Annotated in this window: 20 protein-coding genes; 2 read left to right on the top strand and 18 right to left on the bottom strand. The window is 48.0% G+C overall.

Annotated features, from left to right (window positions below; all coding sequences use genetic code 11):
• Positions 1-704 precede the first annotated feature (704 nt).
• The 5 genes from AC06L3_RS02535 to rho form a co-directional block, all read right to left on the bottom strand.
• Positions 705-2,096, bottom strand: a complete 1,392-nt coding sequence (locus AC06L3_RS02535; protein WP_475669053.1) for a GTPase — start codon at positions 2,094-2,096, stop codon at positions 705-707.
• A 174-nt stretch (positions 2,097-2,270) separates the two neighbouring features.
• Positions 2,271-3,704: a putative manganese transporter gene (locus tag AC06L3_RS02530; protein ID WP_475669052.1), complete on the bottom strand. Its 1,434-nt coding sequence runs from the start codon at positions 3,702-3,704 to the stop codon at positions 2,271-2,273.
• A 3-nt stretch (positions 3,705-3,707) separates the two neighbouring features.
• Positions 3,708-4,844 (bottom strand): methylmalonyl Co-A mutase-associated GTPase MeaB, encoded by a 1,137-nt coding sequence (gene meaB, locus AC06L3_RS02525; protein ID WP_475669051.1) that lies wholly within the window; start codon positions 4,842-4,844, stop codon positions 3,708-3,710.
• Between the two features lie 31 nt (positions 4,845-4,875).
• Entirely contained in the window at positions 4,876-6,015 is a 1,140-nt protein-coding gene (locus tag AC06L3_RS02520) for a DUF1573 domain-containing protein (protein ID WP_475669050.1), read from the bottom strand.
• 44 nt (positions 6,016-6,059) lie between these two features.
• Positions 6,060-8,132 carry a transcription termination factor Rho gene (gene rho / locus AC06L3_RS02515; protein ID WP_475669049.1) on the bottom strand — a complete coding sequence of 691 codons (2,073 nt, stop codon included), beginning with the start codon at positions 8,130-8,132 and terminating at the stop codon, positions 6,060-6,062.
• A gap of 474 nt (positions 8,133-8,606) precedes the next feature.
• Here rho and AC06L3_RS02510 point away from each other — a divergent pair, with 474 nt between their 5' ends.
• Together AC06L3_RS02510 and AC06L3_RS02505 are read left to right on the top strand one after the other, a co-directional pair.
• The gene (locus tag AC06L3_RS02510) at positions 8,607-8,903 is read left to right on the top strand and encodes a type II toxin-antitoxin system HigB family toxin (protein ID WP_475669048.1); all 297 of its coding nucleotides are present in this window, start codon (positions 8,607-8,609) and stop codon (positions 8,901-8,903) included.
• A 2-nt stretch (positions 8,904-8,905) separates the two neighbouring features.
• Positions 8,906-9,274, top strand: a complete 369-nt coding sequence (locus tag AC06L3_RS02505) for a helix-turn-helix domain-containing protein (RefSeq protein ID WP_475669047.1) — start codon at positions 8,906-8,908, stop codon at positions 9,272-9,274.
• Here AC06L3_RS02505 and AC06L3_RS02500 read toward each other — a convergent pair.
• From AC06L3_RS02500 to AC06L3_RS02440, 13 genes are all read right to left on the bottom strand, one after another.
• The gene (locus AC06L3_RS02500) at positions 9,267-9,929 is read right to left on the bottom strand and encodes an outer membrane lipoprotein carrier protein LolA (RefSeq protein ID WP_475669046.1); all 663 of its coding nucleotides are present in this window, start codon (positions 9,927-9,929) and stop codon (positions 9,267-9,269) included. The two genes, AC06L3_RS02505 and AC06L3_RS02500, sit on opposite strands and share 8 nt — an antisense overlap.
• 13 nt (positions 9,930-9,942) lie before the next feature.
• Positions 9,943-11,466, bottom strand: coding sequence for a phytoene desaturase family protein (locus tag AC06L3_RS02495; protein WP_475669045.1), 1,524 nt, complete (start codon positions 11,464-11,466; stop codon positions 9,943-9,945).
• Complete coding sequence (locus AC06L3_RS02490; RefSeq protein WP_475669054.1) at positions 11,463-13,868, bottom strand: MMPL family transporter; 2,406 nt, start codon at positions 13,866-13,868, stop codon at positions 11,463-11,465. The genes AC06L3_RS02495 and AC06L3_RS02490 overlap by 4 nt, the downstream gene beginning before the upstream one ends.
• Positions 13,869-13,926: 58 nt before the next feature.
• Positions 13,927-14,298 (bottom strand): ApeI family dehydratase, encoded by a 372-nt coding sequence (locus tag AC06L3_RS02485; protein WP_475669044.1) that lies wholly within the window; start codon positions 14,296-14,298, stop codon positions 13,927-13,929.
• A gap of 8 nt (positions 14,299-14,306) precedes the next feature.
• Positions 14,307-14,717, bottom strand: coding sequence for a hotdog family protein (locus tag AC06L3_RS02480; RefSeq protein WP_475669043.1), 411 nt, complete (start codon positions 14,715-14,717; stop codon positions 14,307-14,309).
• A 14-nt stretch (positions 14,718-14,731) separates the two neighbouring features.
• A complete protein-coding gene (locus AC06L3_RS02475) occupies positions 14,732-14,974 on the bottom strand; it encodes an acyl carrier protein (protein WP_475669042.1) in 243 nt (80 codons plus the stop codon).
• 20 nt (positions 14,975-14,994) lie between these two features.
• Positions 14,995-16,215 carry a beta-ketoacyl-[acyl-carrier-protein] synthase family protein gene (locus AC06L3_RS02470; protein WP_475669041.1) on the bottom strand — a complete coding sequence of 407 codons (1,221 nt, stop codon included), beginning with the start codon at positions 16,213-16,215 and terminating at the stop codon, positions 14,995-14,997.
• Between the two features lie 92 nt (positions 16,216-16,307).
• On the bottom strand, positions 16,308-18,233 hold the full coding sequence (gene dnaK / locus AC06L3_RS02465; protein WP_475669040.1) for a molecular chaperone DnaK: 1,926 nt from the start codon (positions 18,231-18,233) through the stop codon (positions 16,308-16,310).
• Positions 18,234-18,358: 125 nt separating this feature from the next.
• Positions 18,359-19,099 (bottom strand): hypothetical protein, encoded by a 741-nt coding sequence (locus AC06L3_RS02460; RefSeq protein WP_475669039.1) that lies wholly within the window; start codon positions 19,097-19,099, stop codon positions 18,359-18,361.
• A gap of 1 nt (position 19,100) precedes the next feature.
• The gene (locus tag AC06L3_RS02455; RefSeq protein ID WP_475669038.1) at positions 19,101-19,847 is read right to left on the bottom strand and encodes an RluA family pseudouridine synthase; all 747 of its coding nucleotides are present in this window, start codon (positions 19,845-19,847) and stop codon (positions 19,101-19,103) included.
• Between the two features lie 11 nt (positions 19,848-19,858).
• Positions 19,859-20,932, bottom strand: coding sequence for a transglycosylase SLT domain-containing protein (locus AC06L3_RS02450; RefSeq protein WP_475669037.1), 1,074 nt, complete (start codon positions 20,930-20,932; stop codon positions 19,859-19,861).
• A gap of 1 nt (position 20,933) precedes the next feature.
• Positions 20,934-22,076 carry a glycerate kinase gene (locus AC06L3_RS02445; protein ID WP_475669036.1) on the bottom strand — a complete coding sequence of 381 codons (1,143 nt, stop codon included), beginning with the start codon at positions 22,074-22,076 and terminating at the stop codon, positions 20,934-20,936.
• Between the two features lies 1 nt (position 22,077).
• On the bottom strand, positions 22,078-24,560 hold a 2,483-nt coding region (locus tag AC06L3_RS02440), incomplete at its 5' end, for a putative porin (RefSeq protein WP_475669035.1).

Raw genomic sequence — 24,560 nt, 5'->3', positions numbered from 1 at the left:
AGTACTTCACCGCTCCCGGGCTATACCGAACTTGCTGCTCCTGGCAACTCTCCGCAGTATTTTCGCAAGTTTTCGCATTCCAGCAAGTTCGCGCCCTCCGCTAGGCCGCTGATGCGGCCTCCTTTTATTGGGGCTCCGCCCCAACCCCCCTTCACCGCTCCCGGGCTATACCGAACTTGCTGCTCCTGGCAACTCTCCGCAGTATTTTCGCAAGTTTTCGCATTCCAGCAAGTTCGCGCCCTCCGCTAGGCCGCTGATGCGGCCGTTTGTGTTGCCTGCTGCTTCAGTCGGTTATGTTTTTGCCCCAAATAGTTACCGGTCGGCCTGATCTTTTGGCGCAACTGATCTCAAACCTCTTTCTCTATGGGGGTTTGAGATCACCTTGTTTTGTAACTAATTGATAATCAGCTATGCTTTTCTACCACCTGATCGCAAACCCCTTGTGTTATGAGGGTTTGAGATCACCTTGTATTCTTATTCCAAAGAACTTTCCCCTGCATCACCATTTTTGTCATGTTCGTAACCACAAAGCATGTCAAATTGCCGCTTTTCACTACCCTTTTGGTCACATGTTACGAAAAAACGTGACCGTTTGCCTCTTTCCGCAACCTTTTGGTCACATTTTACGTGAAAACGTGACCATTTGTTCCTTTTCGCATCCATTCGGACACATTTTCAGCAAAAACGTGACCGAAAATGAATGGTCATTGGAATATGGCACCCACCCGCTTCCAAATGCCGGCGCAAAGTGCAAGACACATTCCGTAATTCACCAAAGGTATGGCCCTATGGTGCAGAATGCTCAAGCGTGACATAAGTTGACGTTTCGTAACAACACATCCACCGCACTGGACGGCAAGATTGAACGGAACATCGGAAGGTATCTCATTGTCCGATGACACGAATGTGAACTGAACGTCTGAAACTCCGGCACAATGCGCCTTTATATATTTTGTTAAAGCAGCGGGAATCTTCACCCGCCCTATATCTTCGCAAGTTGAGTGGTGCGTGCAGCTTTCAAGCATCAACACCCTGAATATTCCGCAAAACAATTCACATTGCTTCTTTGTTCCGCACAAATCTTCTTGTCTGGGGATGAATGAACTGCAATTATGTGAATCAGCGCAATCCCTTGTCCTGGCACCTAACGATTCCAGAAAACGCATTCCTGCAAGATAATCCTCGAACGGTCCTTTTGCACGAGCCAGCAGCATGCTGAAACTCGTGAGCGGCACATTTGCCGGAACCAGCGGAGCCACTTTTGCAAATGCCTGCGAATCAGTAACCACCAATGACAATTCCGGTTTTTGCGCTATTAAGGAATGACCATCTAGAAATGCCCCCAACTGCTCAGGTTGCAGGACCGTGACGATTGCGCCAAGGTCAAGGAGCTGCCGTATTGCCATCACCTGTGGAAGAATGAGTCTGCCGGCGGGGGCCTCGGAATCAACGGGGCACACCAGTACTACCTTGTCTCCCGCACTTACCAGACCTTCAAACATTGGCTTCTCCTCATATTCCCTGCTGCTGCTGTTCTTCACCTTGGCGAGAAATTCAAAAATTCTCTCTTTGCATGCGGAATCTTTCACAGAGCATTCCGTTATTTGCCTGACACCAATGTTTTCATTCAACGGATTGTTCAACAGTTCAATTGATTGAGCGAATTTTCCCGAACCTCCAATTACGCTTGGGCCAATGTCTTTTTTCTCGTCAAACAGGTCCTCCTTGCTCAGCAGCACCAGAAAGGGTATGCCGTTCTGCTTGAACTGAGTGCAGATCTCCGAATCCGAGGGTAGAATGAAACTGTTATATGGAATCATCAGTAGTGCGGCATCCAGACTCTGAATCCGTGAAACGGTCTTTCGGTCCTTGAGCAAGGAAAGAGAGGAACCATCGGCCAGACCGGCAGTGTCAATGAAGTTGCAGATACCAACACCAGGGACCTCCATTCTTTTGGAAACGGGGTCCGTTGTTGTCCCCGGCACATCCGAAACAATTGCTGTCTGAGTTCCTGTGAGGAAGTTCAGAAGGCTGCTCTTGCCTGCATTCGGTCTGCCAAAGATGCCTATGTTCATGATTCTGCCTGTCATATCCATTCTTCAAGAAGTCTCGTGCTCTTTTACTCAAGTTTCGCGAGCATTCAATTTGTTCCTTTTCAAGAACTTGCGCATGGCTTGCAAAACTTGGTTCTTTAATTTTCAACAAGTACTGTGCGCAAGTTTCATTTTATCATGCAAAAAATTGCTAAACTTCAATCACTCCATTAATAATCACGCCAGGAACCAGAACGCAAAACCAACCGCAAGGCCAACCACAACATTCACGAGTTTTGCCCAGATGAATGATTTCCTGCTCTGGGCAAGAAGAGGTATTGTTGCGTGTCCGTCCTGGACAATCGAGTTCACCAGAAGTATGTAGAACGGTGCAAGTCCGCCTGCAAACAATGTAACGAATATCAAATGAGGTCCTGATTCAGGTATGATTCCAATCAGAGCCGCCAGAATCATCACCCAGAGCATATTCTCACTTATCAGATGTTCCAAATCAAGGTAATGGACTCCGAATTCGCATACAAGAAGTGCTCCGAAAGTCCAGCAGAATACCGAAAGCGCATGTTTCTTCACAACATGCTCCCATATATGCTCATTGATGAAATGCTCGCTTGCAGTGGCCGTGAAGAACAATGTTATTACACTGAAGATGGCGAATACAAGATGAATCCAGCGCTCCTCCAGCATGTTCAGACCGTGGCCGTGACCATGCTCGTGGCCGCATTCGTTCATGTGCTCATCAGCATGTGAATGTACCTCTGCATTGTGACTGCAAGGAACAGGTTCCTCAGTGTGGCACTTAAAATGTGCAGCAGTCTCTTTGTTGCCTTCTGTAAGTCCTTCAGAATGCTTGCTCACGCTGTTCTCTGCGTTGTGTTCGCCAGTACAGGCGGCTGCTTTGCAATCATGTTCATGAGTGCATGCTGCTCCGTGTTCATATGCGCATACCTCAGTCCCATGGTCGTGAGCGCACACTTCAGTGGAGTGATCATGCGAATGCATGTGCGCTCCGTGGTCATGCTCTAGGAGGCCGCCGCCTACCAGGGCAAGGAATATTGCTATGCCCGCAAAAATTATGATTCGCTTAATGCCAGGATGCTTCATTGCATTGTACGATGAAGCCTTGAATATTGAAGGCATTGACTGCTCGTCTTCAGAATGCAGGGTGATTTCATCTCCGCAATGGCAGGAACAATCGTGTCCTATGAAGTGACCGTGATGGTCGTGGCCGTGCCCGGAGCACTGCGAAGATTCGCTCAATGTCCTGAAGAACTTGATTTTATCCACAAGCAGTCCCACAACAATACCGAGTACCAGAACTATTCCGCAAAGGATGAGCGCCTCCTTGGGTATCATTGCCAGCATTACAAAAGCCTCGTCGCCGCTGGAACATATCATCATTGTGACCAGGGCACCGAAAGTCAGCAGTCTGTGAGTGTAAAGCGATACTGCCGCAAATCCGCCAACGCAACCCGGAACAATGCCGAGCAGAGCTCCGAGAATCACCTGCTTGAACGAAGACCCTTGCAGGGCGGAATACCATCGTCCGTGTGAATATACGTTGAAGTATTCTATCAGGAGCATCATTATGAGCACAAGGCCCGTAATGAGAATACTGTTGCGCAGTACATCAACCAACAAATGAAATTCCATTGATTACTGATTGTTTCTGTATAAATCCATCAATTCGCTTGCAGCCATGAATGAATCCAGCTGGCCGTTCATTACAGCGTCTATGTAATCAGGAAGGCGTTTCTCAATTATTCCGCTCTCGTAGAAATTGTTGCGCAAGGTCTCGTTTATGCTCTCGAACATCCAGTACTTGGCCTGCTCGTGACGCTTCTTCTCATAATAACCGTTGCCCTTCACAAGTTCGAAATAATCCTCGATTTTCTTGAGTATTTCAGGAAGTCCCTGCTTTGTAACAGCGGAAGAAGTCAGAGCTGTTGGAACCCATCCGCTTTCTGTTGGAGGGAAGAGATGCAATGCGTTTGCATACAATGCCCTTGCCATATTGGACTTGTCAACATTGGTTCCGTCGGCCTTTGTTATGGCAATGAGATCACTCATTTCCATTATACCGCGCTTGATTCCTTGAAGATCGTCACCCGCACCTGAAAGCATGAGCAGGAGGAAGAAGTCAGTCATTGAATGAACGGCTGTCTCACTCTGACCAACGCCAACGGTTTCAATAAAAATCACATCGTAGCCTGCCGCCTCACAAAGAAGCACTGTTTCACGTGTCTTTCTGGCTACACCTCCGAGGGAGCCTGCGCTTGGACTAGGACGTATGAAAGCGTTCGGATCGTTGCACAGAGTCTCCATACGTGTCTTGTCTCCGAGTATGCTGCCCTGGGTCTTCTCGCTGCTTGGGTCGATTGCCAGAACAGCCAGCTTATGGCCCTTTGAAGTCACGAAACTTCCGAAAGCCTCTATGAAGGTACTCTTTCCGGCACCAGGCACACCAGTTATACCGATTCGCATGGTTTTCTTCTTTGCGGAAATCACCTGACATCTTGCAATGATTTCCTGAGCCACTGCCCTATGGGCAGGAAGAAGACTCTCTACCAGAGTGATGGCCTTGGAAAGGATTGTAACGTTTCCAGCCTCTATTCCGGCCATATACTCGTCAACGCTCAGAAGCGCAGGTTTCTTCTTGAAGAATTTCTTTATGTACGGATTGATTTTCGGTGGTTCAGGGACTCCTGCATCAACTCCCAGTGCCGTTTCCGGAATCTGGCACTCCTTTGGCGGCCAGTCCTCTGTAGTTACGCTTATATTTTTTTCGTCCATAATATTATCGTTTATTATATATAATTCTAAATCAATCGCAGTGAACGCTTACAAACAGATTTATAATAGGCCTTGACGGACTGTTGGTTGTGAGCGTGACTGTGTAAACGTTGTCTCCTGCCAGCAGACCCTCCCTTTTCAATTCAACAAGCACTTCGGCGGAACGTCCTGCCGCCACGGTTTCAGGACATTTCACAATGGCCGGAACTAGGCCGGATGAAGCCCCGGCAAGCGCCTTGTTGCTTTCTGGATCATTTGCATCGCACTGAACGCTGCGGACTATCAACGGCGTCCTTCCGGTGTTCTTCAATTTGAAAACCACTTTCTGAGGATGACCGGCCTTCAAGGACAGTATCTTTGCAGAACTTGAAGCAAGCGAGGCCACCGGCGCCTTGGCTTTTTCAGCAGCGCCAAGCTTTGAAAAATCATCGAGGACCGCAAAATTGAGTTCCAGAGGCACGGCACATTCCGAGCCGTTGCTCAATACCCGAAGCGGAATCCTCTGGTTGCCCCATTTGTCAAATGCGCCATTGCCGCTTTGCACGCTGTAACGGATTTCAGCCACCTGATTCGGCTCTATCGCCTGTGGAAAGATACTTGCACTTATACCTGCGGGGAACTCCCCAAAAGAGATGTTCACTTTCCTGCCGCTGATGTTTGCTACAGTGCATCTGCCTTCCTTGAGCTCGCCGAAGGCAATATGGCCCAGACGGAGTCTGTGGTTCACCACACCAAGTGGTCCCACCCTGTCGGGGTAAATGTCCTTCAGGGACTTGTCCTTGTCAATGGATATGCCGTTAAGGTGCAGCATCACAGGTGCCTTCTGGCTTGTGAGGTAAACTGAAATGTTCTTCTCGAAAGGATAAGGTCCTTCATCGTTGCTGTAGGTAATCGTTATCTTCCCGCTTTCGCCAGGCCTTACAGGAGCCTTTGAAAACTCCGGCACAGTGCACCCGCAGGATGTCACAACATTCACTATTGCAACTGCGTTCTTACCGGCATTCTTATAATTGAAATAACAGGTAACAGGTCCTGAGCCATACTTTATCTTGCCCAGATTGCAGCTGGTGCTATCAAACACGAGCTGCCCGAACGCAGAATCCGCAAGCAAAAGAAACAGCGCGAATGCAAGGAATGCAGCAATTTTATATGTATGATCCTTATTTCTCATACCTGACATACAAGCATAAACCGTGCCTGAAATCACAAAAAGTATCAACCGTTCATTGAAATGAGCAGTTCATCGTTGGTGGCGGTGATCTGCATCTGTTTCTTCATGAACTCCATGGCCTCAACGCTGGTCATGTCCGACAGATGATTCCTCAGAATCCATATCCTGTTCACCTGCTCAGGCCTGTAAAGGAGATCATCCCTACGGGTTGAAGAAAGAGTAACGTCAACAGACGGGAATATACGCTTGTTGGACAGTTTTCTGTCAAGCTGAAGCTCCATGTTACCGGTGCCCTTGAACTCCTCAAAGATAACCTCATCCATCTTTGAACCTGTATCTGTAAGGGCTGTTGCAAGAATTGTGAGAGAACCGCCGTTCTCAACGTTTCTGGCTGCTCCGAAGAAGCGCTTTGGTTTCTGCAAAGCGTTCGCATCAACGCCGCCGCTGAGCACCTTGCCGCTGGCAGGCTGAACAGTATTGAAAGCACGGGCAAGACGTGTGATCGAATCCAGAAGGATTACAACGTCGTGACCACATTCTACCAGCCTCTTTGCCTTTTCAAGAACAATGTTCGCAATCTTCACGTGCCTTTCAGCCGGCTCATCAAAGGTTGAAGCAATGACTTCCGCCTTAACGCTCCTTGCCATATCGGTAACCTCCTCAGGACGCTCGTCAATGAGAAGAATCATCATGTAAACCTCAGGATGATTGTCTGCAATGGCATTGGCCAGCTCCTTGAGCAGCATTGTCTTACCTGTCTTAGGCTGAGCAACTATCAGACCTCTCTGACCCTTGCCTATAGGAGTGAACATATCCACAATCCTGCAGCTGATATTGTTGTGACCGTTCGATGTGATATCAAATTTCTCATCAGGGAAAAGCGGAGTGAGGAAATCGAAAGGAACCCTATCCCTTATGAATTCAGGACTGCGGCCGTTTATCTTGTTCACCTTTACCAGAGGGAAGTACTTGTCACCCTCCTTAGGCGGACGTATCTCTCCGAACACGGTGTCACCTGTCTTCAGACCAAAAAGTTTTATCTGGGAAACAGACACATAAATGTCATCCGGGCTGTTCAGATAGTTGTAATCGCTTGAGCGCAGGAAACCATACCCGTCAGGCATCACCTCCAGCACACCATGTGCCTCCACAACACCCTCGAACTCTATCTTAACCTTCTTCTGCTCAGGCTCCTTCTGCTCTGCAGCAGGCTGCTCAACAGCTTTATTCTCCTCCACCTGCAATGGTACATTCTCATTTTCCGCAGGGTTCTTCACATCTTCCACTGGCGATGGGGTTTCTTCCGCTTGCGGAACTTCTCCTTCAGCACGCTCCTGCTGTAGCTCCTTACTTGCCTGCTCGGTGCGCTTGTTGCGTTTGTCAAGTCTCTGACGTTTATTGCGCTCACCTCTTGCGCCTTCCCCGTTATTCTTTGGAGCGTTAGCTGCTTCGCTTGCAGTTGTGTTTTCAGCTGCGGTTTCAGCTGCTGTGCTCAATTCATCGGCACCTGCCGCTGCCTGGCTGTCAAGTCCGCGGCCTTTGCCCTTTCTCGCATTGTTCCTGCGTTTATTATTTTCCTGAGCTCTCTCACTGTTTGTCTTTGCATCAACCTTTGCATCAGCTTCAGCAACAGCCGCTTCAGGCAATACAACGTTGGCATCTTCGTTGGCAGTCTTCTTCGCCGGCTCAACTGCTTTTGCAGCCTCATTCGAAGGACGCTCGCCAATAGCAACGCGCTCAACCCTCTTGATTCTCTCCCTGATGCGTTTCTTAGGTTCGCCTGCAACAGGAACGTCTTTCGTTTTCTGATTGCCTTTGCTTTCAGACTCAGGCTTTCCAGGCACGTTTTCCTTGCTCTGTGGAACAGGCTGTTCAGCATTTTCCACCTTGTTCTCAACAACGGCATTCCCGATCTTCCTTGAACGATTATCCCTCTTCTCCCTGGCCGGTCTCTCCTTCCTGATAGGAACGGATGCGCCCCTGATTGCCTGCTCATCAAGAATCCTGTAAACGAGGTCCTGATGTGACAGAGATTTCACCTTGGTTAGCTGCATCTGCGCAGCAATGTCAAGAAGCTCCTCCTGGCTCATCTGACTAAGTTGCATTATGTCGTACATATATTGGTATTGTTTTGTCCGGACAACGGACAATTGATTTTTCAGAAATAAAGAAATGAATTCACGATTGAACCCGATTGGTTCAAACACGATGCAAATATACTACAAAGCCTAATAATCTCCAAATTCACAAAAAAACAAAGCTGATTCCAGGGACCGATGCGGTACTCACTCCCGTGTGTTCCAAGACACCTGGGAGTGGGCAGGTGAGAACGGGACTCCTTTTTCCTGAGGGTTGTTCTCAATACGCCATTCTATATACATATATGGCATAGGTCTGTGAGAACCACCGGACTCTATTTATTTGGAACATCGGAGCCGCTTTCCCTGTTCAGGTGCAAAACCCTATGTTCATGTGTAAAATAGCGGCGGCATAACATCCGCTGCTCGGACGATAAAAATCATTAGAATAAAAATATTTGTAATATTTGGAAATAATTTTTCACTTTTGGAAATTATTATTAGATTTGCAGCATGAGGATCTTAGCACACAATACCTTGATAGCGTTTTATAAGGAACATGTGGAGGCAGAGACAGCTATTGAGGACTGGTACCATAAGACATTGAAAGCCACATGGAATAATTACGCCGACATAAAAAGAACATTCAATTCAGCTGATTATGTAGGGAACCAAAGATACGTTTTCAACATCAAAGGAAATGACTATCGCATTGTTGCCATTGTCAAGTTCCAGATTGGAATGGTATATATCCGTTTCATAGGAAAGCATAATGAGTATGACAGGATAAATGATATAATGAATATATAGCTATGACTAAGATAAACAGCAAAGAACAATACGATTCAGTAATGGCAAGAATAGAGGAACTGCTTCCTCTTGTAGATGAACAAACGCCAACTACCGACAGGAACTGCATTGAACTTGAGTTACTGTCAAATCTAGCTGCGGATTACGAGGATGAAGCATTCCCCATCAAGAAGCCATCTCTTCAGGAAATCCTGAAACTCAGACTGGCGGAATTCGGCATTTCTCAGAAAGAAGCCGCTCAGAAAATCGGCATTTCCACAGCAAGGATGTGCGACATAATCAATGGGAAAAGAGAACCCACACTGGTCACTGCCAGAAAGATTGCAACCAGTTTCAATATTGATTCAGATATAGTTCTCGGTATTATTTAAAGAACTTGGAATCGGCCTGCTTGCCCAATTCCACATTTGTGAAAGTGTATTCCGTGTAGTTGTTCCCCTTGCCGTTCATGCGCAAGGATTTGAGGCCAGGCGTGCCGGCATTCACGGTAATCACAAAAGATGAGAACATCTTTCCAACGCGGGAGCCGCCTTTCTTCTTAGCACCCTTTGCTGCACCGTCTGCGGCTGGTGACTCCTGCTTAGGTGTGATTGTAATCACCACATCGGAACCGGATTTCTCCATCTTCACATTGTCCAGACTTGCAAAATCGGTTTTTGTTCCTCCGCAGATAACGCTCTCAAGAACTGTCTGGAAAGTGGCGAACTGAGCGTCCGCAGAACTGTTGGTGATATGCCTCTTGCCGTTCACTGTCATTGTGAAGACTCCGGCGTTCATAATAAGCTGGTCGGTGCAGTCGTTGAACGTGATACATATCTTGTCCGGTGCGGCAATGTACATGTCTCCGTATGTGATTTCATCCTTGGCAACGGCCGCCTTGTGGTTGGTCTTTACAGCAATGGCGCTCACACCAGCATGATTCCTATATTTTGCCACACATTTTGTAAAATCCGCAACGGAAGCGGTCTGGGCAATTGCACAAAAAGAAATCAATGAAATTATCAGTGAAAAAGCAAAACGTTTCATAATCGTTAATTTTTTACAATTTTATCAAATTCCAGACTCTTTCCTTGCCAAGAATTTCGGCACAGGTGAAAAGTGATGTCATGGTTACGCCGTGCAAACCGTGAAGCATAAGGCTCTGGCCTGTCATAAGCAGATTGGGAACAGGAGTCTTAGGAGAAAGAACAGTGAGCATAGGAGCCTTGAAATCCTTCTTTATACCGTATGCACAACCGTTAGGAGACAGATTGTAATCCCTGTATGAAAGCGGTGTGCTGGTGTATATCTCCGAAATTGCGCTCCTCAGATCAGGAAGGAAACGCTCTGCAAGTTCTATGCAGCCATTGGTGAACTTCTTCTTCAAGGAAAGGTAATCCTCCCCCCTCTGCCCTACTCTGGTGTTCTCCCACTGTCTTAGCAGTTCCCAGGGCATTGGTGTAAGAAGCTCTATATGCCTTGTCCATTCATCAACAACGCTGCCTCCGGAAGAAGTTTTCCGGTTCTCCGGTCTGCAGCATACAAGAACTCCGTTAACCGAATCCGCACTGTTGTGCAGATCCCAGACTTGCTCATTCCTGTATATGAACTGGTTGAAATTGAAATACTTTACAGACTTGGGCTTGAGCTTTATAGATGCTGTGAACATTCCTACCGAATTCTCCAGCGAAGCAATGCGCCTTTTGTAAATGTTCTTCATGAGCGCACTTGAACTCACCATTGAGCAGGTTACTGCTGGATGCGCATCGCTTATGAATACATCCGCCGAGAATCTCTCGCCATTTGATGCAACGGCCTCGGTGATACGCCCGTCAACCTCAAGAAGTTCCTTTATTTCAGTATCACACTGAACTTTTCCTCCATAATACTCAATCTTCCTTACCAGGGCGTTCACAAGCATGTTGCCATCACCGCATAGCCTCCAGCTGCTCTGGATGAATCCGCTGTTCCCGTGCAAGAAAGTGAAAAGAGGAATGCTATCCTTGTCAAGATCCATCTTGAGTGAAGCACCGGCAAGCACCTCAACCAGCAGCGGGTCCGAGAAATTGTCACAAAGGTATCTGTAGGCACCCGATGAGAACTGCTCGTCGAGCAGACGTTTTGCCGCACCGTTGTCCTCCTCACCATCGCCGAGTGGGATAAGGGAGTCAAGCTGGTGCTCGTCACTGTTCTTCAAGAGGTCCGCATATGTGGCAAGGGCCTTGCGCTGGGAAGGGAATTCTGCGGCAAGTGTATCTGTAAAACCATCGTAACCCTGCGAGAAAGAGAAGTTCCGCTCTCCTATCATGATTCTGTCAAAGGCCTGTTCATCGAGCTTCACCCAAGGTAGTTCGAGAAGTCCGAGTGCCTTGAAGGCTCCGTAGAGTGACTGCCCCTTGCCCAGACCGCCAACGTAATGAAGGCCGGTATCATAATAACTGCCCCTGCGCCTGTAGCTCTGCATGCAACCGCCGGCCTGCTTCTGTCTCTCAAGCACAAGCACGCTTTTGCCGCACTGCGCAAGCAGAACGCCGCATTCAAGTCCGCCTAGACCGGAACCTATTATTATGACATCGTACTTCATTTATTCCTGTTCATCCACCTGAACACAGCAGGCTGCATGACATACGAGAACACTACTGCAGATATCATGCCAACCAGCGTTGCAAAACATACTGACTGTATTGCAGGATGCTTTGCAAATATCATTGAACCAACGGTTACAATGAGTATGAAAGCGCTGAAGAATATGGCGCACTTGTGATACTTAAGCAAAGCCGGATTCCCGTTGCTGCCAATCAGGCCGTTCATTACAAATATACTGTAATCCACGCCTATTCCAAAGATGAATGTAGAAATTATGATATTTATGAGATTGAACTGCATGTTGAAGGCCGCCATTGCACCAAGCACTATGAGCCAGCTGAGCAGTATTGGAGCGAATCCAAGAAGCGTGTAGCGCAGATTGAAGCTGAAGCTCAGCAGAAGCACAACGAATACAAAGAGCATTGAAACCCACTGGAGAATATTGAAATCGCTGTTCAACTGTGCAAGAGTACCGCTGGTGTAATAGAAGGTGTCAAGAACCAGCAGATCAGGCTCGTTGGCAATGGAATTGCATACCCTGTAATAGTTATCCAGACTGCCGTTCTCTTCAGGAGAGCAGGTTACCTGGGTGAAGCACAGGAACTTGCCGTCGTAAGTCTCCTCCATCAGCGTAGACTGGAAGCCCGATGGAATTATTCCCTCCTCATACAAAGCGTTCGGCTCGTAATCCGCCCCAGCGCTCTCGAAGAATGCCTCGAACCCTTCAGGTGAAAGTCCTGCAGCAGGTGCCGTGGCATTTATGAGCTTGCGCACCTTTGCAAGCCTTTCCTCGGTCCAGTAGTTTTTCCAGGCCTCTATCCTCTCCTCCTGCCTTGAAAGCGGCACGAACAGAGCATCGGTATGGGTATACCCCTTTATCAGACCAAGGTTCTGCAACGAATCCAACCTGGCCGACAGTTTTGAAAAATTCTCTATTGCCTCCTCCATTGTACTGCCCCGGCTTGCGAAATACTCGCTTCTGAGAGTCTGCGCAGTCCTGCTCTTGAGCAGCTTTTCCGAATATGTGACATTCGGTGCAAGATAGCCCAGATGGCGCATGTCGGAATCAAAGAGAATTCCTCTGGCGGCATAGAAACCTATGCACACAACAGCAACAAGCAGCATGGTAATTTTGAGTAGCTTGTTCCTGTCAAACGGATAGTTGTTTATCCTGTCTATGAGTTCGAAAGCCTTCTTGTTGATCTTTGGCTTCTCCATGAACAGCAGGTGAGGCAGATACACCAGAGAGAACACTGTTGCACCAACTATGGCGATAGCCGCGAACAGACCGAAATCCTGAAGCAGGTCGGTCTTTATGAAAATCAGGCCCATGAACGAACCTATGGTTGTTATGCAGCCAAGACTCACAGGCTTCGCCTGATCCCTGAGCAGCTGCTCGGGATCGTGGACATACTTGCTGTGAACCATCACGTGCAGCACATAGCTCATTGCAACGCCAAGAACTATTGCACCTATTCCCAGAGCCAGCAATGAGAACTGTCCCTTGAGCAGATACATCACAGCCATTCCCAGCAAAGCGCCGAAACCCACCGGCAGCACAAGCAGAGGCAATGTACTCCATGAGCGCAGGCATAGCATAAGGAAGAGAACTACCAGTATCAATGAACCTATGACAGTCCTGACAAGGTCCGCCTTTATGGTAGAGGAATTGTAATATCCATCAGCAGGTGAACCGTGATAGCATATCTTCACATCGGGATACTCCTGCTCGAATGCACTTATGAGAGAATTGATTTTCTGGAACAGGCTCGAGCCTTCACCGGTGTTGGTTGAAGAGAACCTTGGAGTGAGGAAAGCTACGCATACCGTTGAATCCGGAACAAAGAAATGTGAATTCACGATTGAGAATCCGCCGCCCGCTCCCTCAACAAGAGGCGCCATCTGTGCAGCAAGGACATTGCGCATTCCTATAGGATCCATTTCAATGAGTTGAGGGAAGCTCTCCCCCACCATACTGCCGAAATCCTCCATATTCCTTTCCATCTGCTCCTTCATGCTGCTTTCCGTAAGCAGAGTATCAAAGCCTGCGTATGCGCCGGCATCTATGAAAGAAGGCAGATGCGAGGTCACATAGTCAACGCCATCGAACATCATATCCTCAGGAATGGAATTCATTATGTCATGAATCAATCCCGTGGAATCGGTCTCGCCAACCATAAGCGAATCCACAAACTCATCGCATACCCGGCTGAGCAATTCAACATCGGCACCGTTTTTCCCTTCGAAAAGTATGAAAGTCTTGTCCTTGATTCTCAATGATGCAAATGCAAGCTTTATGCTTCCGTCCTCATTCCTTGAAGAAGGCATGAGTTTGTTTATATCCTCTTCAAGATGAATCTGAGCGGCAACGAACCCGCATATTACAAAAAGCAAAACCATCGAAAGCCACATAAGGCCACGATGGCGTGCGAAAAATCTGTAAAGCTTAATGTATAATTCAGTCATAAATCATATTTCCCTTGAATTCCACATAACTGCTGGAGCTGTCACTGATTGTGGCCTGAACCACCAGCCCGTTTTCAATTCCGGCGGTGTTTATCCTTACACTTAGAGTTTCCCTCTTTGCAGGCGTAAGCAAGGAGGTGAAACGGCACTGTTTCACCGCACTGATTCTCAATGACCTGCCTGACAGAATCTGGGCGCACTCCCTGACTGTTTCAATATTGAATACCCCGGGACAAATGGGATTGCCCGGAAAATGACCCTCGTACACCTTGCACTCCGGAATGAGTTCAATCCTGAAAACGGCATTATTGTCATCCGCTTTCTGTATGTCAACTATTCTGAAAAATTCATTCTCAATATGCATGGTGACAACTATTTGTTTATGAAGATTTTCATTTTTGTTTCCGCCAGCAACTCCTCACCGCTCACTACCTTGCCTGTGATAAGAGTTACTCCGGCAACTTCCGGACCGTTCTCTATTGTGGTATGAAGCACTTCTCCAACTGAAGGCCTCCTGTAACAATGAAAGTTCTTGACCTCACCTATGAAGCCAAGAGGAGGCTGTGTTGCACCGGCGGCCACGGCTCTGTAACCTGCAACAGCCGAAGCACACTGGGCAATGTGCTCTATCAGACCAGGCTCGGCCATAAGGCCATCGGGCTCTATGAAACAATTGTCAGCCCTCAAAGCGAGCTGACAATGTGCCTCATTGCCGTTGACTTCCAGAAGTTCATCAACAAGCTTTATGGGATACCTCTGCGGTATAAGCCTTTCAATTTCCATCACCGGCTGTCTGATTATTTCAGACGGGTCTCTATATAATCATACAGATCGTTGAAAGTCTTTACCTTAGGAAGGTCCTCAACAGGAATGTTGATGTCGTATGTCTGCTGTATGAGAGCAATAAGGTCAACGAAACTCAAGCTGTCGAGATTCAGGGTTTCCTTGAGTTTTGCATCAGGGAGAAGAGTGCTCTGCTCCACCTCGAACTCCTCGGCCAGCATTTCATTTACCTTTGCAATAATATCTTCACGTGCCATATCTTAGTTTTTTTAATTATCTATAAGTTTTTTACTATGAGCGAGCTGTTGGTTCCACCAAATCCGAATGAATTGGATAGGAACATGTCAAAATGCCGCTCTGTTGTATCAGGAACCACGTTGATGCAGGCCGTATCTTCATCGGGATTCTCAAAATTGATATTGCCCGCAATGAAGCCGTTCTTCATCATAAGTATTGAGTAGATGATCTCGCTTGCGCCCGCCATCCACATTTCGTGACCGGTCTGGCTCTTTGTTGAGGTTACCGGAGCCTTGTAATCACCGAACACCTTTGCAATTGCCAGAGCCTCGCGGCCGTCGCCTGCGTGTGAGGAAGTTGCGTGTGCATTGATATAGCCTATCTGATGAATGTCTATTCCTCCGTTGAGCAGGCAGAGTTCAAGTGAACGTGCCGGACCCGCAACGTTAGGGGTGCTTATGTGATCGCCGTTCCCTGAGAATCCCCAGCTCACAATCTCCGCCAGAATAGGCGCACCGCGTTTTACAGCGTGCTCGTAACTTTCGAGAATAACCGTTGCCGCTCCGCCACCGGGAACAAGACCGTCGCGGTCCCTGTCAAAAGGACGGCAGGCCTTTGTTGGTGCGTCCTCCCTTGTTGAGAATGCCTGTATTGCGTCAAATGATGCAACGCTGTACATATTCGCCTCCTGTGCGCCACCACATACAACGCAGCTCTGCAATCCGTTCCTGATAAGAAGCGACGCCATTCCTATTGAGTGTGAACCTGAAGCACACGCACCTGAAGCAGTGAGGTTGATACCCCTGAGCTTGAACAGGCAGGCAAGGTTCATTGTAACGGTTGAGTTCATTGACTGGAATATGGCTCCGCTGCCACAGGCCGAAGTAGCCTTGAACTGACGGAATTTGTCCAGAGCGTTCATGGTTGCCTCAGCCACTGAATCATTTCCATATATGATTCCAACCTCATTGGCATCTATGAAATCCTGGTCTATGTGTGCATTCTCAAGTGCCTGTCGTGTAGCCATATACGCATATTGCGCCTCTTCAGGCATGAACTGACGCATATTGCGTGAAATGAACGGTTTGAGATCAGGTCTTGGTATGTTTGCGCACAAAGCAGAACGGAATCCGGCATCCTTGCGTTCCTGGCTGAATATTATGCCGCTTTTCCCGTTGTACAGAGAATCACGGACATCATCCAGTGTCTGTCCAAGGCAGGACCAGATGCCCATACCGGTTACTACTACTCTATGTTCCATATAGTTTTTCTAAATAAAAATTTGCCTATGGTATATTTTTTTGCAAAATACACCACAGGCAAAGATAATCATAATAGAAATATTTTGAAAATTTATTTGACCTCCTCAAAGTCAACGTCGGTCACCTCGCCGTCTTTCTTTCCGGCATTTGCGTTTCCGGCATTCTGTGCTCCGCCATTGAATCCTGCGCCCGGCTGAGGCCCCTGCTGAGCGCCTGCTGCGGCCTGCATATCGGCACCGGCAGCCTGCCATGCATCCATTAGATCCTTTGTGAGTCTGTCAAGATCCTCAATCTTTCCAGCCTTGTGAGCCTCTTTCAAAGCGTCTGTTGCCTTCTGGATCTTCTCCTTGTTGGCTGCTGAAATCTTGTCGCCGTACTCCTTGAGATTCTTCTCTGAATTGAACACCTGTGCGTCGGCTGCATTGAGTTTGTCTATCTTCTCACGTTCAGCCTTGTCGGCAGCCTCGTTTGCCTTTGCCTCCTCGCGCATTCGCTTGATCTCATCGTCTGAGAGACCGCTTGAAGCCTCGATTCTGATGTTCTGCTCCTTACCGGTTCCCTTGTCCTTTGCAGATACTGTAAGAATACCGTTGGCATCTATGTTGAAGGTTACCTCAATCTGAGGAACGCCCCTTGGAGCAGGAGTGATACCATCAAGGTGAAATCTGCCTATTGACTTGTTGCCAGCAGCCATAGGACGCTCGCCCTGAAGCACATGAACCTCAACTGAAGGCTGGTTGTCAACTGCTGTAGAGAAGATTTCAGACTTCTTTACAGGGATGGTGGTGTTTGACTCTATGAGTTTTGTGAATACTCCGCCAAGTGTCTCAATACCCAGAGAAAGAGGTGTTACGTCAAGAAGGACAACATCCTTCACCTCACCTGCGAGAACACCGCCCTGGATAGAAGCTCCAACTGCAACCACCTCGTCGGGATTTACGCCCTTGTTAGGCTCCTTGCCAAAGAACTTCTTCACAATCTCCTGAACTGCAGGGATTCTTGTTGAACCACCCACCAGAAGAACCTCGTCAATGTCAGATGTGCTCAGATGAGCATCGCTCAAAGCCTTGCGGCATGGCTCTATTGTTCTCTGTATGAGGCCGTCACACAATGCCTCGAACTTTGCACGGCTCAAAGTCTTTACAAGATGCTTTGGAACACCGTTCACAGGCATGATGTAAGGAAGGTTGATTTCTGTTGAAGTCTGGCTTGAAAGCTCGATCTTGGCCTTCTCGGCAGCTTCTTTCAGTCTCTGGAGAGCCATAGGGTCCTTGCTCAGGTCTATGCCGCCGTTCTCCGACTTGAATTCCTCAACAAGCCAGTTGATGATTTCGTGGTCAAAATCGTCACCGCCAAGGTGGGTGTCACCGTTTGTTGACTTCACCTCAAAGATACCGTCACCCAGTTCAAGGATTGAGATATCGAATGTACCGCCTCCGAGGTCGAACACTGCAACCTTTGCATCGTCCTTCTTCTTGTCAAGGCCGTATGCAAGAGCGGCCGCTGTGGGTTCGTTGATGATTCTTCTCACCTTGAGGCCTGCAATCTCACCAGCCTCCTTGGTAGCCTGTCTCTGTGAATCGCTGAAGTATGCAGGAACTGTGATCACAGCCTCTGTAACCTCTGTGCCAAGGTAATCCTCAGCGGTTTTCTTCATTTTCTGAAGAACCATTGCAGAAATCTCCTGTGGGGTGTAGAGTCTGCCGTCGATATCAATTCTAGGTGTGTTGTTGTCACCTTTCACAACCTTGTAAGGAACCCTGCCAATCTCTGTGGATACGTGGTCGTATGTCTCGCCCATGAATCTCTTGATAGAGAAAATTGTCTTGGTCGGGTTTGTAATGGCCTGCCTCTTTGCAGGATCGCCAATCTTGCGCTCACCACCGTCGGTGAATGCAACAATTGAAGGGGTTGTTCTCTTGCCCTCGCTGTTAACGATAACAGATGGAGCATTTCCTTCCATAACAGCTACGCAGCTGTTGGTAGTTCCCAAATCTATACCAATGATCTTTCCCATTGCTTTAATCTCCTATATTTAAATTTTTTAATTATTTCTTACTGCGATGGACTTTTTTTCCAAAGCCTTTCGCTGGAGATTAGAGCATACTTCGTGCCAAAACGATATCACTGACAAATTGTCAGTTAAAGACTTTTGATGAAATCCATAAGTGACATCAAGTCCGAAGCGGAATCGAAATCCATTTCAGTCTCACTCACGTATCTCTCTATTTCTGCCTTCTTGTCTGCGTACAGTTTCAGGAAGCTCTTCCTGTCGGGATGATAGAATTTTCCGTTTCTGTGAAGAGTGAGGTATTCCTTATATATGAAAGGGGTTGTGATATTCTTCTCAAGATCAAAGGCCCGTCCTTCAGTCTGGTAGCTGGAATAGGTTGAAACGGCGGCCGTTACGGAAGCCACGCCGTATGCTCCCTGCTTTTCGGGCTCAAGGAAGGAGACCTTCTTGGTCACGCCAAGGTCAAGCCCCTGAATTGACTTTATCACCTGAACATACTGGTCCTTGTGTTTGATGAAAGTGATGAGTCCCACCGACATGAGTTTCACGTCCCTGTCATTGGCCAGCTCCAGCACGGCACCTTCGGTATCAATGAACATGACCTTCTGGCTCACAGTGCTCACATTGAGAACGCCTCTTGAAATCTCGCCGTTCTTGAACGCAATGGCACCGCTCTTGAATTCCGGCAGATAATATTTCACGCTGTCCAGCATCTTTGACTTCAGATCCTCGCTCCTGGCGCCTGTAACCTTGCCGCTTATTATCTTGTCCTTGTTTGAAACGCTTTGAGCGGAAATTCTGCAAGGGTTTGCCACAATGGCAAGCACAAGAGCTGCCAGTGCAATGATGGTCAGATGATTGTTTTTCATATTACTGAAGTTTTTGAATGAATTCAAGATCTTTGACACACTGCCTCAAGGCCGGCTGAATCACAGGTGCTTCAACATATACAGGTTCCTTGCGCACAGGATGCACGAAACTTATTGAACGGGCATGCAGGCAGATGCTTCCGTCATTGTTCGAACGCGGCGCTCCATATTTAAGGTCTCCCTTTATCACGCATCCTATGGAAGAAAGCTGCGCCCTTATCTGATGATGTCTTCCCGTGAAAAGCTTCACCTCCAGCAGATGGTATCTATCGGTGCTTCCCAGGAAAGTATATTCGAGTTTTGCCAGCTTTGCATTGGCCGGAAGTTTTCCTCCCCTGCACACGAATGTCTTGTTCTGTTTTTCGTTACGGCTCAGATAATTCTCAAGCACGGCACTATCCTGAGCAGGTCTGGAGCATACAAGTGCCCAGTATCGTTTGTCAACTTCTCCGCTCTTGAACATGGCATCAAGCCTCTCAAGCGCCTTGGAAGTCTTGGCGAACATTGCTATTCCGCTCACCGGCCTGTCCAACCTATGAGGCACGCCCATAAAAACCTGGCCGGGTTTTGAATCGCGCCGGGCAACGAAGGCCTTGAGAGTCTCCGCCAGCGGCTCGTCTCCTGTTTTGTCGCCCTGCACAATCTCTCCGGCCTCCTTGTTGAAAACAAGTATATGATTGTCCTCAAACAGAATCCTGGCGGCTATATCACCGAACTCCCTGTCACTTAATATCCTGTAAGTTCCCATAGAACAAAACCTTAAAACCTGCTCTTGAAATCCTCGAAAAGTTCAAGGACGTCATTAACATAATCAACCGTACGCTGTCCTCTGAACGCCCTGGTCCTCACATCCTGAAACGATTTGCAGAAACTTGCATTCTTCATCAGAGGCAGTATGGTCTTCACATTATTCCACTGGCGATGGTCCAGCCCCTTCTGCTCAGCTATCTTCATTCCATCGCATATCCTTGCATCTCCGCAATTGTATGACGCTATTGCAAAAAGGATGCTGTTCAACGAATCGCAATCCATCCTTCTGAACTTGTCCTGCAAATCCTTCAGATACATGGTTCCAGCCTTGATGTTCTGCAGAGGATCATATATGTCGTTTATACCATACTTGTCTGCTATATTCCGTTTTATCTGCATAAGCCCAATAGCACCTTTCGAGGAGGAGAGTCCTATCTTGAAATGTGACTCCTTGTAAATCAGAGCAGAAAGCAAACGCCAGTCCCATTTCAGTTTTATTGCGGCTAACTTTATCATATCGTCGTAAGGTCCCGTTGAAGACGGCGGATTGTGCCTGAACCTGCGCATCAGTCTTTCATAATCGGAGGTATTCCTGAAAAGCCTGAACCAGCTGCTGAACTTGGCCAGATAACTGTAATCCTCAGCCCTGCAAACAACCCTGTAATCCTGTTCGCTCATGCCTATGCTTGAAAAAAGATATGGTGATTCCACAGACTCAATGCTATCACAACTTAGCACGGCCAGAGAATCAACATTCACGTCATACTGGACAATTACCATATCCTTCAACCCGTGAACCAGTGAATTTACAACATCCTCCCCATCCGAGAATAAGTCCACGGATATATGGCAGGAATTGTCCCTCTCGAATCTCCTGAAGAATTCATAGAGCAGGCCGAGCCTGTGACCTCTGGTTGCAAGAGCGTCCCTGGCAAGAATACCGCATCTGAGAGTGTCAAGCGCAATGCCCTTAAGCATATGGCTGCCGCTCTGTACCCCGGCTGTATAATCGGGCACAAGAACCAGCAGCAGGATGACGGATCCTGCAACAACTGAAGTCATTATGGCCTTTATTCGTCTCATATCAACGGTATCCCAGAACGCTGAGTATTGCATCCCCGTTGGAAACAATGGCATTGATGATATTGCCACGGGCAATGCTGCTTTTCATTGCCGTGCTCAACGGCATGTTTTCAGGTGTTACCTGAAGCGCAAGTTCAAATGCCTCGCCCGCCCCGCTTTCAAGCTTTCCGCACAAAGCCAGGACAGGCTTGCCGTATGAATGCGCGGCCCTGAGCACACACTGAGGAAGCTTGCCGTTAGAGGTCTGGGAATCCATCTTCCCCTCCCCTGTCACAACTGCGGCACAATCCTGAACATAGCTGTAGAAAGCGGATTCTTCCAGGACAATCTCCGCTCCTGAGCGAAGTTCCGCTGAAAGGAAGGTTGCAAAGCCGCCTCCGAGTCCTCCTGCAGCACCTGCCCCTTGCCCGTCCTTCACTCCCGCCACAGAAGCGAAACTGCGCAGGCCTTCATCAAGTTCCTTTACCATAGCCAGGCTGGCGCCCTTCTGAGGAGCATACACGTATGCTGCGCCGTTGGGGCCGTGGAAAGGGTTTTTCACATCGCAGGCAATGGTGAATGATGCCTCATCAAGCATAGGATGCCTGCCGGATGCATCAATGGAAGTAACGCAGGCGAGTTTTCCCCCGCACATTGGTTCCTCAATGAGCCTGCCATCCTCGTAGAACTTATAACCCAGTGCCTGGAGCATGCCAGTGCCTGCATCGTTGGTTGCACTTCCGCCAATGCCAACAATGAACTCACGACAGCCGTGCTCAAGTGCGTGGACTATCATCTGGCCAAGTCCGTAAGTTGTTGCAATCCAAGGATTCCTGCGGCTTTCATCTATAAGGGTAAGACCGGAGCAGCGTGCCATTTCAATCAGGGCACATTTCACTCCGGCACTTTTTCTTGAAACAGTCACTGCATATTCCGCCTCTATCTCCTCCATAAGCGGATTGCATACGCGTACGGAAACAGATTCCGCATTGAACGAGCGTTTCAGTGAGTCAAGAAGGCCTTCACCTCCATCAGCCATGGGAATGAACACAAATTCAGGACACTCATTTCCAAGTATGGCTTTCAACCCGGAAGCGGCGGCTTCCTCCGCCTGTGAGGAACTGAGCGAGCCCTTGAACGAATCTATGGCCAGAACAATTCTCATTCTACCAGAGTTGCTTGGTATGCTTGATATAGAACGGCCAGAATATACCGAAACGTATGGATCTCTGCGGTCTGAGGTAATAATCCGCTGAGAAATAGTCCTTGGTTGCCATATCCTGCAGCACGTTCTCCACCTTTACGAATATTGAGGCCCGTTTCCACTGCATGTTTATAAAGGCATCGAAGTAAGGCTGCTTGCCGTACTCCTGCCTGCGCTGGTTGTAGAACAGCCCCAGTTCTGGTGCGTATGCCTGTTTATAGAACTTGGTATTGTAGGTCATATCGGCTCCTATCTGCAACTCAAGCACATTCTTTACGGCCACGAACTGCAGATAATATCTCAGGTTGAGGGCCAGTTTTGGAAGAGGAACTATCTCGTCCTTTGAACTGAGCTGGAACAGAAGCCTGTTTTCGAGCCTGAGGATTCCGAGCTTGAAGTCCTTGCGCGCGTATGCGCTGAATACGCTCATTGCCTCCGTATTCTGCCTTGCTTCAGCCAGAGAGTCAAGATATATGTTGTTCTTCAGCAGCGCATAACCCACCGAAGCTTCGAAATCATAGTCCGGAATGCTTATTTTTCCCTCAATCTTTGTTGTGGTCACGTTGCTCAAACCGCTGTTCCATACATGATGATTCGAATAGTAGTTGTTGTAGAAATATGAAGGACGTTCGTTGCGGAAATCAACCTTGGCCAGGAAATGTATTCCACCCCTGTTAGGATAGGCCGAGAACCTCATTGCTCCGTTTATGGCAAGGTCTCCGCTGTTATACCCGGATACAACATACTTTGCAAATCCGTTCCATGCAAAATACTTCTTTATGGTGCCGTTGGCCCCGAAATAAACGAAAGTATTGCTCTCGTTCCTCCTGCCGGTGCCTTCAAGGAAGAATCTTGGATTGAAGGTATAGAACTTGAGCAGCTGCAAGCCTATTCCGGCATCAAGGTTTGAAACAACGGATGTTTTCTTCCAAGGCTGCATACGCAGGTAAAGCCTGTTCTCCACATTCACGCTGTTGATCGAATCGGCTGTCTGTGTTGGGTCTATAAAGAATTTATTGCGGTAGAACTGTTTCTGAATGTCCGTATCTATTCTTTCATCTATGTATTTCCTAGCATACTTGGTATATTCGAAATAGTGACCTATGTATGCGGATGTACCGTCCCAGCTTTCCATATTGTCCTTTAATGAGGCAAATTTGTTCTGCTTGGAATTCTCCTCCTGTGCAGGAAACGAATCAAGGGCAACGGCCGTAGTATCAACATTACTATCGGACCTGTTGAGGAACTTGAACGGTATTCTCAATGAATGGCTCAGCCATACAACCGTTCTGTAATATTCGCTTGATGCGTTCTGCAGCTTTACCGGTATGACTCTTGCATCTACAATGGTATCCTCAGCCCACATTCTGTCCTCAATTCCGCCGTTCTCGTCCTTCTTTACACGTGAGAATATGTAACCCGCATGCGCCGTATATCTCTTTCCAAGATAGTTGGCCGTGAAGGAGAATGACCTGTGGTCCGTTGCCTCCCTTTTAAGGATTCCCTTTCCTCCATTCCTTTTGTACATTATCTGGAAGTTGAAAGCCGGACTCAGGTTCTGGGTATGGAGTATTCTCAGGTTGGCTTCCTCCTGCTCCCTGTTGGCAAACAGCGTACCCCAGTATCCCAGTTCCGTATATGGTGTCTTGGTGTTGTAATGTACTATATCGTCGGGCGTGAAAGTATAAGGCCTGTAAAGGTCAAAGAACGGAAAAAGCTGGGTGTCGCTTCTGTTGAAGTAATTGTAATACTGCATAGGCGAACCGGAAACTCCCAGATATGTGGCTCCTACATCGTTCTTAAGATACGGCAGGTCGTGGAAATAATCATTGAAGGTGGTGTCAGCCCTGGTCACTTCCATTGTGTTGAACCAGGTGTTGTTCCTCCAGAGGAACATACGCTTGAACATAACGCTGTCCGGGAAAGGTTTGGAGAAAAGGATTCTTGGAGTGGCTCTGATGATGCTGTCCCTCACAGCCCAGGCGCTGTCCTTGAGATAGCGGCGTAACTCCCTCCTGCTCATCTGCGCCCTGCTTCCGTAAAGGAGCGAATCCACAACGCCATCGTTGGTGGAAGTGTCTTCTGAAGAAGGAATCTGAATCTGCTCAGGGTTCCACTCCTGCCATGCCAGAGTGTCCTCCTGCCCGTCGCCCCAGCTGAAGAAAAGGCTGTCCTCCTGATCATCGGGAGTATCCATCCACTGCTTCAGCAGTGAATCGCCCTTTGCTGCGGAAAGCTTTGCATGCAATGAATCCGCAAGCAACGAATCCGCAGACAATGAATCCACAAGCACCGTCCTTGAAATGGTATCCGGCCTGATCTGCCTTGCGGGCTTTGGATAAACCGCTGCCACAAGCGCACCCAGTGCAGAGTTGCAGATTGCAAGTGCAAGCACGATTGCAAACGGAAGAAGTACAATATTTTTGCGCTTTCCTATCATATTAT

The sequence above is a fragment of the Candidatus Egerieousia sp. genome (assembly GCF_056211015.1).
The sequence above is the reverse complement of the archived record's forward strand: the minus strand, read 5'-3'. Positions and strand labels throughout refer to the sequence as shown.

What these genes read in the sequence shown, in the direction of transcription:
- AC06L3_RS02475 (WP_475669042.1), bottom strand. Translation starts at nt 14,974, where the DNA reads ATGGCACGTGAAGATATTATTGCAAAGGTAAATGAAATGCTGGCCGAG.
- AC06L3_RS02505 (WP_475669047.1), top strand. Translation starts at nt 8,906, where the DNA reads ATGACTAAGATAAACAGCAAAGAACAATACGATTCAGTAATGGCAAGA.
- AC06L3_RS02490 (WP_475669054.1), bottom strand. Translation starts at nt 13,868, where the DNA reads ATGGTTTTGCTTTTTGTAATATGCGGGTTCGTTGCCGCTCAGATTCAT.
- AC06L3_RS02460 (WP_475669039.1), bottom strand. Translation starts at nt 19,099, where the DNA reads ATGAAAAACAATCATCTGACCATCATTGCACTGGCAGCTCTTGTGCTT.
- dnaK (WP_475669040.1), bottom strand. Translation starts at nt 18,233, where the DNA reads ATGGGAAAGATCATTGGTATAGATTTGGGAACTACCAACAGCTGCGTA.
- AC06L3_RS02480 (WP_475669043.1), bottom strand. Translation starts at nt 14,717, where the DNA reads ATGGAAATTGAAAGGCTTATACCGCAGAGGTATCCCATAAAGCTTGTT.
- AC06L3_RS02485 (WP_475669044.1), bottom strand. Translation starts at nt 14,298, where the DNA reads ATGCATATTGAGAATGAATTTTTCAGAATAGTTGACATACAGAAAGCG.
- AC06L3_RS02455 (WP_475669038.1), bottom strand. Translation starts at nt 19,847, where the DNA reads ATGGGAACTTACAGGATATTAAGTGACAGGGAGTTCGGTGATATAGCC.
- AC06L3_RS02535 (WP_475669053.1), bottom strand. Translation starts at nt 2,096, where the DNA reads ATGGATATGACAGGCAGAATCATGAACATAGGCATCTTTGGCAGACCG.
- rho (WP_475669049.1), bottom strand. Translation starts at nt 8,132, where the DNA reads ATGTACGACATAATGCAACTTAGTCAGATGAGCCAGGAGGAGCTTCTT.
- meaB (WP_475669051.1), bottom strand. Translation starts at nt 4,844, where the DNA reads ATGGACGAAAAAAATATAAGCGTAACTACAGAGGACTGGCCGCCAAAG.
- AC06L3_RS02470 (WP_475669041.1), bottom strand. Translation starts at nt 16,215, where the DNA reads ATGGAACATAGAGTAGTAGTAACCGGTATGGGCATCTGGTCCTGCCTT.
- AC06L3_RS02500 (WP_475669046.1), bottom strand. Translation starts at nt 9,929, where the DNA reads ATGAAACGTTTTGCTTTTTCACTGATAATTTCATTGATTTCTTTTTGT.
- AC06L3_RS02495 (WP_475669045.1), bottom strand. Translation starts at nt 11,466, where the DNA reads ATGAAGTACGATGTCATAATAATAGGTTCCGGTCTAGGCGGACTTGAA.
- AC06L3_RS02510 (WP_475669048.1), top strand. Translation starts at nt 8,607, where the DNA reads ATGAGGATCTTAGCACACAATACCTTGATAGCGTTTTATAAGGAACAT.
- AC06L3_RS02530 (WP_475669052.1), bottom strand. Translation starts at nt 3,704, where the DNA reads ATGGAATTTCATTTGTTGGTTGATGTACTGCGCAACAGTATTCTCATT.
- AC06L3_RS02445 (WP_475669036.1), bottom strand. Translation starts at nt 22,076, where the DNA reads ATGAGAATTGTTCTGGCCATAGATTCGTTCAAGGGCTCGCTCAGTTCC.
- AC06L3_RS02450 (WP_475669037.1), bottom strand. Translation starts at nt 20,932, where the DNA reads ATGAGACGAATAAAGGCCATAATGACTTCAGTTGTTGCAGGATCCGTC.
- AC06L3_RS02520 (WP_475669050.1), bottom strand. Translation starts at nt 6,015, where the DNA reads ATGAGAAATAAGGATCATACATATAAAATTGCTGCATTCCTTGCATTC.